13 protein-coding genes are annotated in these 14816 nt (G+C 39.0%); 7 read left to right on the top strand and 6 right to left on the bottom strand.

The features are described from left to right. Positions 1 to 99: 99 nt before the first annotated feature. The 4 genes from gndA to D1013_RS10680 all read left to right on the top strand — a co-directional run bounded on the left by gndA (position 100) and on the right by D1013_RS10680 (position 4821). Entirely contained in the window at positions 100 to 1512 is a 1413-nt protein-coding gene (gene gndA / locus D1013_RS10695; RefSeq protein WP_121848820.1) for an NADP-dependent phosphogluconate dehydrogenase, read from the top strand. Between the two features lie 44 nt (positions 1513 to 1556). Next, positions 1557 to 2087, top strand: coding sequence for a DUF3124 domain-containing protein (locus D1013_RS10690; protein WP_121848819.1), 531 nt, complete (start codon positions 1557 to 1559; stop codon positions 2085 to 2087). A 124-nt stretch (positions 2088 to 2211) separates the two neighbouring features. Beyond that, on the top strand, positions 2212 to 4440 hold the full coding sequence (locus D1013_RS10685; protein ID WP_121848818.1) for a tetratricopeptide repeat-containing hybrid sensor histidine kinase/response regulator: 2229 nt from the start codon (positions 2212 to 2214) through the stop codon (positions 4438 to 4440). Positions 4441 to 4470: 30 nt separating this feature from the next. Continuing rightward, positions 4471 to 4821 (top strand): ribose-5-phosphate isomerase, encoded by a 351-nt coding sequence (locus D1013_RS10680; protein ID WP_121848817.1) that lies wholly within the window; start codon positions 4471 to 4473, stop codon positions 4819 to 4821. Positions 4822 to 4872: 51 nt separating this feature from the next. On the opposite strand, the gene carB is transcribed toward D1013_RS10680, so the two are convergent. Then, the gene (carB, locus tag D1013_RS10675) at positions 4873 to 7728 is read right to left on the bottom strand and encodes a carbamoyl-phosphate synthase large subunit (RefSeq protein ID WP_121848816.1); all 2856 of its coding nucleotides are present in this window, start codon (positions 7726 to 7728) and stop codon (positions 4873 to 4875) included. A gap of 126 nt (positions 7729 to 7854) precedes the next feature. Next, positions 7855 to 8022 (bottom strand): 50S ribosomal protein L34, encoded by a 168-nt coding sequence (gene rpmH, locus D1013_RS10670; RefSeq protein WP_072991142.1) that lies wholly within the window; start codon positions 8020 to 8022, stop codon positions 7855 to 7857. A 181-nt stretch (positions 8023 to 8203) separates the two neighbouring features. On the opposite strand from rpmH, the gene D1013_RS10665 reads away from it, so the two are divergent. Then, a complete protein-coding gene (locus tag D1013_RS10665) occupies positions 8204 to 9103 on the top strand; it encodes a DUF6263 family protein (RefSeq protein ID WP_121848815.1) in 900 nt (299 codons plus the stop codon). Positions 9104 to 9114: 11 nt separating this feature from the next. Next, positions 9115 to 9630: a DUF2892 domain-containing protein gene (locus D1013_RS10660; RefSeq protein WP_121848814.1), complete on the top strand. Its 516-nt coding sequence runs from the start codon at positions 9115 to 9117 to the stop codon at positions 9628 to 9630. 27 nt (positions 9631 to 9657) lie between these two features. Here the strand turns inward: D1013_RS10660 and cls are convergent, their stop codons facing one another. From cls to D1013_RS10645, 3 genes are all read right to left on the bottom strand, one after another. After that, positions 9658 to 11130, bottom strand: a complete 1473-nt coding sequence (gene cls, locus D1013_RS10655) for a cardiolipin synthase (protein WP_121848813.1) — start codon at positions 11128 to 11130, stop codon at positions 9658 to 9660. A gap of 113 nt (positions 11131 to 11243) precedes the next feature. Beyond that, positions 11244 to 12203 (bottom strand): lytic transglycosylase domain-containing protein, encoded by a 960-nt coding sequence (locus D1013_RS10650; protein WP_121848812.1) that lies wholly within the window; start codon positions 12201 to 12203, stop codon positions 11244 to 11246. Between the two features lie 43 nt (positions 12204 to 12246). After that, on the bottom strand, positions 12247 to 12909 hold the full coding sequence (locus D1013_RS10645) for an alpha/beta fold hydrolase (RefSeq protein WP_121848811.1): 663 nt from the start codon (positions 12907 to 12909) through the stop codon (positions 12247 to 12249). A gap of 165 nt (positions 12910 to 13074) precedes the next feature. Here D1013_RS10645 and D1013_RS10640 point away from each other — a divergent pair, with 165 nt between their 5' ends. Beyond that, positions 13075 to 13368, top strand: coding sequence for a GNAT family N-acetyltransferase (locus tag D1013_RS10640; protein ID WP_121848810.1), 294 nt, complete (start codon positions 13075 to 13077; stop codon positions 13366 to 13368). Positions 13369 to 13442: 74 nt separating this feature from the next. On the opposite strand, the gene mtaB is transcribed toward D1013_RS10640, so the two are convergent. Beyond that, a complete protein-coding gene (gene mtaB, locus D1013_RS10635) occupies positions 13443 to 14771 on the bottom strand; it encodes a tRNA (N(6)-L-threonylcarbamoyladenosine(37)-C(2))-methylthiotransferase MtaB (RefSeq protein ID WP_121848809.1) in 1329 nt (442 codons plus the stop codon). Positions 14772 to 14816 lie beyond the last annotated feature (45 nt).

The following is a 14816-nucleotide window of genomic DNA, read 5'->3' as shown; positions in this document are numbered from 1 at the left end:
AGTTTACCTGAACTTAATCTTTTGTCTCATAATTTTCATTTAATTTTGGAACGGTTCCGTAGAGTTTAAGGAACACTTCAGACAAAATAAAATTTACACATGGAGGACAAATATGATTTTGGTTTAGTAGGTCTCGGTGTCATGGGACGAAACTTTATATTAAATGTAGCTGACAATGGGTTTTCTGCCTATGGTCATGATTTAGATGCTGAAAAGGTGAACGCCTTAAAGGAAGAGGGAGGAAATGAAGCTAAAGTAAACGCATCTACCAGCATAAAAACATTTGTTCGCTCGCTGAAGCAGCCTAGAAAAATCATGTTGTTGGTACCTGCCGGTAAAATTGTCGATTCGGTCATAGAAAGTCTATTGCCCCATATCGACCGTGGCGATATTATCATTGATGGTGGAAACTCATTTTTTACCGACACCGATAGACGTGAAGAGTATTTACAAGAAAAGGCCATCAATTTCTTTGGGGCCGGAGTATCAGGTGGCGCGAAAGGTGCGAGACTAGGCCCTAGCATCATGCCGGGAGGCTCAAAATCAGCCTACAACCATATCAAGCCTATTTTTGAAGCGGTAGCCGCCAAATACAATGGCGAGCCTTGCGTAGCCTATTTAGGTCCAAAGTCTTCAGGAAACTACGTGAAAATGGTTCACAATGGCATTGAATACGGTTTGATGCAATTGACCTCTGAAATCTATGATATTCTTAAGAAGGCCGGTGATTTCTCAAACGAAGAACTACATACTGTCTATTCCAAATGGAACGAGGGTCGTCTTCAATCATTTTTGGTAGAGATAACTTCTAAAATCTTCATCCAAAAAGATGATTTGAACCTAAGCAAATTAGGACTTTTAGACCAAATTTCGGATAAGGCCAAACAAAAGGGTACGGGAAAATGGACCAGCCAAAACGCTATGGACCTAGGTATTCCCGTTCCTTCTATAGATATCGCGGTCAGTATGCGTGAAATTTCTGCCTTGAAGGACGAAAGAATTAAGGCCGACGACCTTTACGATAAGCCTGAAACCGAAAAAATAGATAAAAACGAACTTGAAAAATTAGCTGAGGAAGCGCTTTATTTTTCATTCATTATCACCTATGCGCAAGGTCTTCATCAATTGGCCGATGCATCTAAAGAATACAAATACAATCTTGATATTGCCACTATTGCGAAGATATGGCGTGAAGGTTGTATCATTCGGGCAGCCTTATTGGCCGATATTACGGAAGCCTTTAACGAAGAGCCTAATCTACCCAACCTATTGTTATCTTCGACATTTGTAGAAAAAATAAAAGGTACGGTGGACTCCGCAAGAAAATTGGTGGCTCATGCGGCCCAAAATGGAATTCCGTTACCAGGCCTCTCCAATTCACTGACCTATTTTGATGCTTACACTTCTACACGTCTTCCGTTGAACCTGATACAGGCGCAGCGAGATTATTTTGGCTCACATACCTACGAAAGGTTGGACCAAGAGGGTATTTTTCATACCGAGTGGGAATAAGCGATCGACTTAGACCTATTTAGGCAAAGAAAACAACTAGTATTATGAAAAGTAAAAGCATCTTATATTTAACAACAATAGTAACGGTGCTTTTACTTTTTCATTCTTGTAAAGAGAATCAAAAGAACGATGCCACCATTGAAATTTTAGATGAGCATGCCTTGAACCGAAAGGTAGACCAAAAGGAAAATCCTTCAAAAATTCATGAAGTCTATGTTCCGATATACTCCGACATCTATAATCAAACCAGAGATTCGCGAACCTTACTTACCGCAACGCTGAGCATTCGTAACACCAGTAGTAAAGACAGTCTTTTCATCAATAAAATAGATTACTTCAATACCCAAGGTGATTTGGTGCGCAGTTATATAGACCAAACCATTTATTTGCGCCCCATGGAAACTATTGATTATGTAATCGAACAGCAAGACGATTCTGGGGGTAGCGGCGCGAATTTTATTATTCATTGGTACGGCAAGAAAAAACTAAATCCGTTGTTTCAAGCGGTGATGGTAGGCGGTTTAGGCTCGCAGGCATTCTCGTTCACCACCGAAGGCGTGAATGTAGAAGACTAAGTCGGTAGAGCAGCTCGACCCAAACCTCTAAACACGGGTATCTTACTATCCATTTCCATAGCAAATGCTTATATTAGTAGATTAAAAAAAGACCTTCCCCATTCACCTAGGGTCTGCATCACTTATGAAAGTAATACGGCTCCCCACAATCTTTGCTTTTTTTTTATTTGCCAGTGTTGCCATTTCCCAAGAGCAACCTGAATGGCAATTAGATACACTTCAGTCTTACGTTGATCGGTCAAACCAAGCATACGACGTATATCAGTATAAAGATGCTATCAAATACGCCTCTTTGCTTATAGAGAAAGGAAAAGAGTTTGAGAGACCTGTATACGAGTTTCTAGGTTATGATATTTTAGGAGGAATCTACACGGAAACCGATGACAGCATCCAAGGAAAAATTTATTCAGAAAAGGCTTTGGCCCTGGCAAGAACTATCGGTAAAGATAGCCTAATCGCCTGGGGAACACTGAATCTGGGTATTCTTTATTCCGAAAATAAAAACACTTATCACAAGGCGATTCAATATTTTGAAGAGAGTATAGCCATTAATGAAAAGCTGGGTGATTATAATGAAATTTATCTCACCTATGTTAACCTGATTTGGACCCACCTTGACAATAATGCTCCTGAAAAGGCATATCAATTTCTTCAAAAGGCCGAGGCTTTATCGGGCAAACAAATAGATTCGCTAAACAAAATGTATATCGACTTGTTGTACGGTCGGTACTATCTAACACAGAAAAACTATACCCAGGCCCGATTGAAACTAGAGAAAATCGCTTCTCTAGCGGATGAGGATGCTCATATGGATTTGGCCCTGGAAGCCTATGAGAATCTTGCCAAACTATATAGTGCCACCTACAACTACGAAAATGCGTTTAAAAACCTAGATAAATATCACAACTATAAACAAAAGGCGTATACCTTAAAAAAACTGGAAGAAACCGAAAAAGCTCGTGCCAAATTCGAATTGGCCCAAGCACAAAAGAATCTTCAGGTTGCTCTAAAAGAACAGGAATATTCTGATGAGCTCATATCAAAGTCGCGGTCGCTAACCACCGTACTAATTATTGCCATAGCCATTTTGGTTATGTCGTTGATAGGGGTTGTCATTTTTTTCAGAACACGAAAAAAGTACATTACCAACCTACAAATAAAGAATCAAGAGCTTGAAATTGCCCGGGAAAAGGCCGAGAAATTGTCTAAAGTAAAGACCAAATTTCTTTCGACCGTAAGCCATGAGTTGAGAACGCCCCTTTATGGGGTCATTGGTATTTCTTCATTGTTGAAAGAAGATGAGAACCTGAAAGAGTATTCCGAAGACCTAGATGCGCTTAAATTTTCTGCCGACTACCTACTCGCCCTGATCAATGATGTGCTCTTATTAAGTAAAATGGATGCCGATGCCATTACACTTTCAAAAGTGCCTTATGAGATGAATGCGCTTTTAAAAAATATTTTAAGGTCCTTCGAAACAAGTCTACAACAGAACGGAAATCAATTACATTTAGAAATTGACGATAGAATTCCGAATAAGTTAATAGGCGACCCGGTGCGGCTTTCTCAAGTGCTTATCAACCTAGTGGGCAATGCTATTAAGTTTACCGAAAATGGAAATATTTGGCTCGAGTTAAAGCTGGTCAAAAAATCAAAGAAAGACCGATTTATGACCGAATTCGTAGTGAAGGATGATGGCCCTGGAATTCCTCTGGACAAACAAGGAGATATTTTTAAAGAGTTTACTCAAATAGAAAATAAGAACCATAGTTATAAAGGTACCGGGCTGGGCCTAACCATTGTCAAGAAAATTTTGAAACTATACGGCAGTAAAATTTCACTTGAAAGTGCGCCCGGCAAAGGAGCCAAATTTACTTTCAATCTCAACTTGAGGGCTTATGAGCCAACGGCGCCATATATACCCAAAAATTCATCTTCATTAAATGGCAAGGAAAGAGCCAATGAAGCTTCGGTCAAACATGTACTTATTGTTGACGACAACAAAATAAATCAAAAGGTAACCAAGAAAACGTTAGAAAAGCACCAAATCAAATCAACTTTAGCCGATGATGGAGCAGAAGCCTTGGAAATCTGTAAAGAAAGTAAGTTTGATTTGATCTTGATGGACATTCATATGCCCAATATGAATGGTATGGAAGCTACCCGGCATATTAGAAAGTTTGATAAGAATATTCCAATATTGGCATTAACAGCGGTAGAACTTGATGAAAACAAGACAGAAATCATCAATTCGGGCATTAATGATATTATTCATAAGCCCTATAACCTACCTGAGTTTCTTGATACTGTTTTTAAATACCTTTATGTAGAAGAAACTAATTCTGTTTCTTAGGATTAAGATTGACACATAAATCAAAAACCTTTGCCAAAAACGACCTATCATATCTATGTTATAGAACTTTCAAAAAAGGTCTTCACGGAGAACAGAAAATTCAGGGAAGCAAATCCTCAATTTAATGGAGTTTTAGAATGTCTGTATGTGGGTATGACCAGCAAAACCCCCAAAGAACGGTTTGAACAGCATAAAACGGGATACAGAAATAGCAAAGGACACAACCTATCTTCTAATCTGGTAAGAAAATATGGTTCGTATTTAAGACCAAGTCTCTACAATCATATCAACCCGATTTATAGCCGAGAAGAAGCACTTGAGATGGAAAAGACACTAGCTTTAGAGCTACGAAGAAAGAGATACGCTGTCTGGTTCAATTAAATAAAAAAGGCGACGAATAAATTCGTCGCCTCTTCAATTATAAGTTAATCCCTACTTAGATAGGTACATCTTTCTTCTACCGTAAAGATCATAGAACTGATCATCTTTCAGGCTCTCAATGAATAAAATGCTTTCTCCTGTACTCTTCATCTCAGGACCTAGGTTCTTGTTCACATTCGGAAATTTGTTGAAAGAAAAGACCGGTTGCTTGATGGCAAAGCCTTCCAATTGCGGATTGAATTCAAAGTCTTTCACCTTTTTATCTCCTAACATTACTTTGGTAGCGTAGTTAACATAAGGTTCTTTGTAAGCTTTAGCAATAAAAGGTACCGTTCTTGAAGCCCTTGGGTTCGCTTCTATAATGTAAACTTTATCATCTTTAATAGCAAACTGAATATTTATAAGACCTACCGTATTCAAAGCCAAGGCTATTTTTTTGGTGTGGTCCTTGATTTGCTGCAGCACAAACTCTCCTAGGTTAAAGGGAGGCAATGTGGCATTTGAATCTCCAGAGTGAATTCCGCAAGGCTCTATATGCTCCATTATTCCGATGATATAGACATCTTCTCCATCACATATTGCATCCGCTTCGGCTTCAATAGCTCCATCTAAATAATGGTCTAAAAGCAGCTTGTTATTTGGTATTTTTCGAAGTAAGTCAACTACATGCTCTTCAAGCTCCTCTTTGTTGATTACGATTTTCATTCCCTGACCTCCCAATACATACGATGGTCTCACTAGAAGTGGAAAATTTAATTCATCAGCCAATTGTAAAGCTTCATCGGCGGTTTCAGCCACCCCAAATTGAGGATAAGGAATGTCATTGGCCTTTAACAAATCGGAGAAACTACCACGATCTTCTGCCAAGTCAAGTGACTCAAAGCTTGTACCTATAATTTTAATACCGTATTTTGATAACTTTTCAGCTAGTTTTAAAGCAGTTTGACCACCCAACTGAACAATTACACCTTCGGGCTTTTCATGCCTGATAATATCGTAGATATGTTCCCAGAATACTGGTTCGAAATAAAGTTTATCAGCTGTATCAAAATCGGTAGATACCGTTTCAGGGTTGCAATTGATCATGATGGTTTCGTAACCGCATTCGGCAGCCGCCAACACCCCATGAACACAACAATAATCGAATTCGATACCTTGACCGATTCTGTTAGGTCCAGAACCTAGAACCACTATTTTCTTACGGTCGGTAACTTCGCTATCGTTTTCTACATAGCGGGTACCATCCGGTTTCTCAATTTCTTCCTCGAAAGTAGAATAATAGTAGGGAGTCATCGCCTTAAATTCGGCAGCACAAGTATCTACTAATTTATAGACCCTATTGATATTCATTTCTTCGGTACGCTTTTTATGTACCTCACTTTCATAACAATCTAGCATATGGGCTATTTGCCTATCGGCAAAACCACGTTGCTTGGCCTCAAGCATAAGCTCTTTGGTCAAAGTTGCGATGGTATAGGTAGAGATTTCCTTTTCCAATAGGTGCAATTCTTCGTATTGCTTCAAGAACCACATATCTATTTTTGTGATATCGTGAATTCTTCTTAGAGGAATACCCAATTGAATAGCATCATAGATAACAAAAACCCGGTCCCAACTTGGTACGGTAAGTTTTTGTATGATTTGATCGTAATTCTTGTACCCTTTACCATCGGCACCAAGTCCGTTTCTTTTGATCTCCAATGATTGGGTTGCCTTGTGCAGCGCCTCTTGAAAAGAACGACCAATGCCCATCACCTCACCTACCGATTTCATCTGAAGGCCCAAAGTTCTGTCAGAGCCTTCGAATTTATCGAAATTCCATCTTGGTATCTTTACAATCACGTAATCAAGCGTAGGCTCGAAAAGAGCGGAAGTTGATTTGGTAATCTGATTATCCAACTCGTTCAAATGGTAACCAATGGCCAATTTAGAAGCTATTTTTGCAATCGGATAACCGGTAGCTTTCGAAGCAAGAGCTGAAGAACGTGAAACCCTAGGGTTGATTTCGATGGCAATTATTTCTTCCTCATCATCGGGGCTCACCGCGAACTGAACGTTACAACCCCCGGCAAAGTCACCGATACTGCGCATCATATGAATGGCCATATCACGCATTTTTTGGAAGGTTCGATCCGATAAGGTCATGGCCGGTGCCACAGTGATGGAGTCTCCGGTATGAATACCCATTGGATCCATATTTTCTATGGTACAGATGATAACCACGTTATCGTTCTTATCCCTCAAAAGCTCTAGCTCGTATTCCTTCCATCCCATCAAGGCCTTATCAATCATGACCTCGTGTATTGGGGAAATTTCCAACCCCCTACTCAGAAGTTCATCAAAATCTTCAGGTTTGTGAACGATAGAAGCTCCCGCACCACCTAGGGTATAAGAGGCGCGAATAACCAAAGGAAAGCCAAATTCTTGCGCTATCTCTTTACCTTTTAAGAAAGATGTGGCCGTAGCCTGAGGGGCCATACCAATACCGATTTTCAACATAAGCTCACGAAACTTCTCTCTATCTTCGGTAATGTTGATCGCATTGATATCCACCCCAATGATTTCTACATTAAAATCTTCCCAAATACCTTTTTCATCGGCTTCGATACAAAGGTTCAACGCTGTTTGACCACCCATGGTAGGCAGTACTGCATCAATTTGGGGGTGTTTCTTTAATATTTCTATTATCGATTTGGTATTCAACGGCTTCAGATAAACATGATCCGCCATTGTTGGGTCGGTCATAATGGTGGCCGGGTTACTATTGATAAGAATGGTTTCGATACCATCTTCTTTCAAACTTCTTAGGGCCTGTGATCCGGAATAGTCGAATTCACACGCTTGACCTATGATGATGGGGCCGGAGCCAATAATTAAAATCGATTTTAAGTCTTGTCTTTTGGGCATTTTGAGTGTTCTTTTATGCTTGGAAATTTAATTGATTAAGATAGTGGTTTATCTCTTTACAGGCCAAAAAAAAGGTGCTACTTTAAAAAAGTAACACCTAATATTTCATATTCTTGATAGAATCATTTATTTCTTATGTCTCGGCTCAGAAGATACAGATAGTTTTTTTCTTCCTTTAGCCCTTCTTCGGGCCAAAACCTTTCTACCGTTTACAGAGGCCATACGCTCCCTAAAACCGTGTTTATTTCTTCTTTTACGCTTTGATGGCTGATATGTTCTTTTCTGTCCGGGCATTGTCTTATCCTTTTCGTAGTTCTAATGTTGCGTTTCTCTCGCAAAAATCTGGGCGCAAATATACAAAGAGTTTTTTCTTTCCCAAACACATTTAAAAAAATATTTTTCAAGTTTGTCCAAGGCCTAGAAATAGGTTTTTATTACTTTTGCCGAAATCTGATTTTTCTAACAAAATCAACCTATGAGACACTATTTGAGCTTCTTGGCAACCTTGCTTTTCACTTCCGCTTGTGTCGGTCAGACCGTCTTGGAATACAAACTTAAGAAGGATGCCATTTACACTATTAAGCAAGAAGCACAACAAATTATCACCCAAGAATTAGATGGTTCGACCCATGAACTTACCAATAAAATTGATGGAATTTTAGAATTCAAGGTATTGGGGCAACGCGACAGTATCTATGACATCGCCCTAACATTTAAAGACCTTAACCTTGTTATGACCTCTAGCATACAAGGTGAGTTGATGAACGTAAAGGCCAAAGAAGTGGTCGAAGACGACATGCAATCTCAAATATTCAATAGCCTTTTAAATAAACCTGTCAAAATGGTATTGGCCAAAAATGGCGATATTCTAGAAGTTAAGGGTGGTGACAATATTGTGGCTCAAATGGCGGAAGCATCGGGTCTGGAAGATGAGTTCTCATTGAAAATGATGAAAAAATCGTTGGAGAAGGAATTTGGTTCAGAGGCCCTATCCAACAGTTACAAACAGATGACTTTTATTTACCCCAAGAACAAGGTGAAAATTGGGGGTAATTGGAAAAATGAATATGGTGGAAAGCTTCAGGCCAAAAATGTTTGGACATTGAAAAACCTATCTAAAGAAAATGCCACCATAAGCGGATTGGCAGATGTTATCATGAACGTTAGCGAACCGACAACTACTATGAAGCTAACGGGTTCTCAAAAAACCCAGATAACCACTGATTTAAGTTCAGGCTTCATTCAAAAAATGGTTGTAGAAGGAGTTTCAAAAGGTGCATCGACCATGGCGCAGATGGGGGAACAAGAAATACCTACTACCATAAAATCGATTATAACCTACGAACTTATAGGGTCTCAAATACAAACCAATTAATCACTTTTAAAATGTTTCACAAAAACATAAAACTTGTTATTGCCGGTCTGATTATTGCCTATGCGGTATATCAATTCGTTGAGGGTAATATCGGCAACGGCATCTTCTTAATACTACTTTCTCTCATTTTCATTTTCTTGTATTTTAGGAATGAGATGATTCTTTTAGCCTTCTTAAGAATGCGTAAGCAAGATTTAGATGGCACCCAAAAATGGCTTGATAAAATTAAAAATCCTGAAGGTGCCCTGGTTACCAAACAACAAGGTTACTATAACTATTTACACGGTATCATTCATTCCCAGAAAAACCTCACCCAAGCCGAAAAGTATTTTCGCAAAGCACTTAAGCTAGGCCTTAACATGGACTATGATGTGGCCATGGCCAAACTTAGTCTTGCCGGTATTGCGATGCAAAAAAGAAGGAAAAGAGAGGCAACTACATTACTGAACGAAGCAAAGAAATTGGATAAAAACAATATGCTTACCGAACAGATTAAGATGATGCAGCAGCAGATGAAGCGTATCTAAAGCAAAATGCCCCTCACGGGGCTTTTTTTATAGTAGGGGTGCCCAAAGACGGCTAAACGACTCTTTTAATTTGCGTCGTATGCCACGATTTCTCCAACGCTCCAATTCAACTTCTTCACAGTCGTTCAAATCGTTCATAAAAATCTGCGCCATATCTTCATTTACTTTTTTGTTATAAATAAGGGCATTGATTTCGAAATTAAGTGCGAAACTGCGATAGTCGAGATTGGCAGTGCCGATAGTAGATAGCATATCGTCTACCACCATGGTTTTTGCGTGTACAAAGCCCCTACAATACCTGTATATTTTAATACCTGACTCCAAACATTGCTCAATATAGGAATCTGACGCATACTGAGCGGCCCAGGAATCCGACTCATAAGGTAGAATTACACGTACGTCTACCCCACTTCTGGCTGCTGTGGTCAAAGCAGTAAAAATGGCATTATTGGGCATGAAGTAAGGAGTAGTGAGGTAAATTCTCTCCCTTGCGGAATTCATCGCGCAGAAAATAGCTTCCATAATGTTTGCCCAATCGGTATCGGGGCCAGAAGCAGCCATTTGAATAGCTACAGGCTCTTGTGTCTCAGGCTTCACATTAGGAAACAAATGGTCTTCTATTTCCAGTTCATCATTCGAGGCAAAATTCCAGCTTAACAAAAAAGAGGACTGCAGAGAGCCCACCGCACCTCCTTGAATTCTTAAATGAGTGTCTCGCCAATAGCGCTCGTTATCATAAGAATTATCATATTTCTGATCTAAGTTGATACCGCCGACATAACCTATCTTCCCGTCTATTACTACAATTTTTCTATGGTCGCGATAATTAAGCTTGCTTGTTGAATTGGAAAAAATGACCGGCATGAACGGATAGTGTTCTACCTTTGACTTTTTAAGCTTACGCTTGGCCTTTCTCGATAGATTACTACCAACATCATCATATACCAATCGAACCCTAACACCTTCTTCCGCTTTTTTGCAAAGAATATCAATTAACTCCGTACCCAGTTCATCATCGAACAAAACAAAGTATTCTAGATGAATATGTCTTTTAGCAGCATCGAGGTCTTGCCGAAGTCTTTCAAACTTCTTCTCGCCATTGACCAATATTTCTATATCATTGTCAAAAGTTAGTACGGCTTTTTCATTGTTTTTTAAGAGCTTATATATTTTAAAAATACCCTCGCCAAAAGTTTCTTCGAAATCTTCGCGTTCTTGATAGTCAAGTTTGAACTTCTTTCTCCACTCTCGTATGCGCTCATTATCAAAAAGATACTTCTTTTCAAATATTTTTTCTTTGCGATAATCTTGTCCCAGAAAATAATAGACTATCAAGCCTAAAAAAGGCAGCACTGCGAGAGCAAATAGAAAAGAGAGGGTTTTTACCGGATTTTTATTCTTGAGAAGAATAATTATACAAAGGGCAAACACCAATAAATAATTGATACTTAAAAGTATAAGCCAAATGTTCGATTTTCCGAAAGTTATAATTTCACTCATTACTTAACCTACCGAAAGCGTTTGCTATTGGAAAATAGGTTGTCAAGATCTGAATTTTAAATCTTTTGAAATAACCCAAATGCGCTTAAAATGTACCCATCTGATAAAAGACTCTATTTTGAACCGCGATAATACCCCTTATAAGGTATTTCAATATTGTATTTTTTACGTGAGGCGTTATTTAGGTGAGGCTCGCGCAACCATGGGTTGTGGCGCTTTAAAATCTTATAGTTGATTTCATACTTCTGGGCAAAATCTGCAAAACTCAATACAGGCTCTTCAACTTCAACCTTGAAAGTAGGTACAGCCTTGTATAAATCTTTTTCTTCTACCAAGAAACCATATTTTTCGGGATGGCTCAAAATCTCTTTGATGGCCATAATTCGAAATACATAACGACCCGTTTCTTGACCAAGTAAAAGATCATAATAATCTTCTACTTGTTGAATACCCAAATATTTACTGATGGCACCGGCTCCCGCGTTGTACGATGCGGCAGTCAACGTCCAGCTGCCGTATTTCTCATTATACTTTTTCAAGTAGGCACAAGCTACTTCTGTTGCCTTTTCAAGATGATAGCGCTCATCTACATTGCTGTTAATTTCAAGACCGTATTCCCTACCCGTAGCTTTCATAATCTGCCAAAAACCGGTTGCGCCGGCCGGGGATACTACATTCTGTAATCCGCTCTCGGCAACAGCCAAATACTTAAAATCATCGGGCACCCCATTTTTGGCTAGAATAGGTTCGATAATAGGAAAATATTTATGGGCTCTTTTTATGAGAAGAAGGGCATTTGATTGCCAATACGTATTTACCAAAAATTCACGATCAATACGCTCCATTATTTCAGGGTCGTCTTGAGGCACCATCTCTCCAGCAAAATTTAAATCTTCGGGAATATCAATAGAAGAGATTCTATAACTGTCGGCAACATTTTTTTCTACATCATTTTCAGCTACATCCTGGACATCATCGGGCTGCTGCTCAACATTGCCCTGAACAGCAAAAATCAAGGTGCTAACCACAAAGAATACACCCAAAAGCATCAAAATATTCTTTAAAATCTTCATCTCTTTTTATTGATTGTTTATCAAAGTTACTATTACAACTCGCTTATTGCAAAATAATTGTGGGCAAGTGTTCATTAAACCACCGCGCCCTGTGTATAATCATGGTATGGGTGCCATTTTTTACGGTTATACAGTCTTTTATATTCGAGATAGGGAAAACGGCATCCTTATCACCGTGAATATGCACCAAAGGTGCTGAAAAATTTCGTTCGCTCCAATTAACGATTTGCTCTAGAGACCAATTGATATACGATTTATCTCTAATGGATAGGTATTCTTCGTACAACGACAGCCTTTTGTTGACTGTTTCGCCAAAAGCATACTTGGCGAGCACTTCAATATTGTTGACCAGACCGGTGGGCAATAACTTGTGCATTCTTGTCTTTTTGGCCCATTTCATTCGTCTGGGCAATTCATGGGCTTTTTTAACCGTAGATATGACTATAACCTTTTTTACCGAAATATAACGAGCCATTTCCTGCACCAACATTCCACCGAAAGAAACACCTATCAAAACAGGGTTTTCATGTTTGATGTTCAAGTTCATTTTTTGGGCATACGCTTTAATAGACATACCCCTGTCAGGAACAAACCACTCTAACCAATGAACCTCAAACTGTTCTTTGGGAAGGTCGATATGTTTGAATATAGTTGGGTTGGCCGCCATGCCTGGCATTAGATAAACATGTACCTTTTGATTAGACATAGGTATTAACCACCGAATTATTAGGAATTTAACAATTTTTTCACTACTTTTGTTGCGGACTTTTGGAAAACTCCAACGTTTACGTAACAATGGCAAAAGTATAGAAAATTACGATTGGGGAACATCGTGATTTTTTTTCTGCTGCTACTACAAAAATCAAACTATATGAATGAAGTAGAAATTAAAGACAATAGTTTCTTGCGTCAGTTCGAAACTAAGGTCAACGGTCACTTGGCCAAAATTGAGTACTCTTCGCAAGAGAGAAAAGTATTCCTAACCAAATTGGTAATACCTGAAGAAATTACCAATGAAGGATTTAAAGAAGATTTCATAAAATCTGTTCTTCACCACATTCAGGAGCAAAACCAAAGAGTAGTTCCAACTAGCCCTCAAATAGCAGGATTCTTAAGAAAAAATAGGCAATATAAAGAGATGTTACCCGTAGGTATAAGAATCTAGAAGACATTCTAAAGTTACCATTATTAAGAATCTCACTTTCAGTGGGATTTTTTTTATCCCTACCCTAGCTGACTTTAGGCGCTTATCAATTCTTTGACAAAATCGAAACGTACGAGGCCGCTTTCATCAATTTCAGTTAGCTTGACTTCGTGCAATGTATTGACCAAATTCGGATTCCAAGGGGCCATTACCTTCACATAATTCTCTGTAAAACCGTGAATGTAGCCTTCTTTGTTTTCCCCTTCAAAAAGCACTGTACGTTCTGTGCCCAATTGGCTCTCGTAAAAAGCCCTCCTTTTTTTTGCGGATAGGCCACGAAGCATTTTACTTCTTTTACTCCTTACCTTTTTAGGTACTACCCCATCCATTTCAGCTGCCGGGGTGTTCTGCCTCTCAGAATAGGTAAAGACATGTAAATAAGAAACATCCAAATCATTTAAGAAATGATAGGTTTCAAGAAAATGTTCATCTGTTTCACCTGGGAAGCCTACAATTACGTCAACTCCGATACAGGCATCGGGCATTACCTGCTTAATCTTCTTGATCCGATCTACATAAAGTGCACTTAAATAGCGCCTTCTCATCAATTTAAGAATATCGTCACTACCGCTTTGTAAGGGTATGTGAAAATGAGGAACAAAAGAATCGCTCTGGGATACAAAATCGATTGTTTCATTCTTCAATAAATTAGGCTCTATAGATGAGATTCTTAAACGGTGAATTCCATCAACGGTATCTAATGCCTCTACTAGCTCTAGAAAGGTGTGTTCATGTTTTTTATTACCAAACTCTCCCTTGCCATAATCACCAATGTTTACACCCGTTAAAACAATCTCTTTGATTCCCTGCTCAGAGATTTCGGCCGCATTTTTCAAAACATTTGAAAGAGTATCACTTCTTGAGATTCCCCTGGCCAATGGTATGGTACAGTAGGTACATTTATAATCACAGCCGTCTTGAACTTTCAAAAAAGCCCTTGTTCTATCACCTATGGCATAACTACCCACATAAAAATCGGCATCTTCAATTTCACAAGAATGAACCTCGCCAAAATCGTTTTTTGACAGGTCGTTGATGTAATCGGTAATCTTAAATTTTTCGGTCGCCCCCAAAACCAGATCAACACCATCTACAGCCGCTAATTCTTCAGGTTTTAATTGGGCATAGCAACCAATGGCCGCCACAAAAGCCTCGGGATTAGATTTTTGCGCCTGTTTCACGATTGTCTTAAATCGCTTATCGGCATTCTCGGTCACCGAACAAGTATTGATTACATACATATCGGCCTTTTCCGAAAAATCGACACGATCAAAACCTTCTTCTTGAAAGCCTCTGGCTATCGTAGATGTTTCAGAAAAGTTCAGTTTGCAACCGAGCGTATAAAATGCAACCTTCTTTTTCATGAGGGTTTTTATTTTGGGGTGCAAATATACACAGAATTAATGGGC

The organism is Euzebyella marina (genome assembly GCF_003687485.1).
Lineage (GTDB): Bacteria > Bacteroidota > Bacteroidia > Flavobacteriales > Flavobacteriaceae > Euzebyella > Euzebyella marina.
The sequence above is the reverse complement of the archived record's forward strand: the minus strand, read 5'-3'. Positions and strand labels throughout refer to the sequence as shown.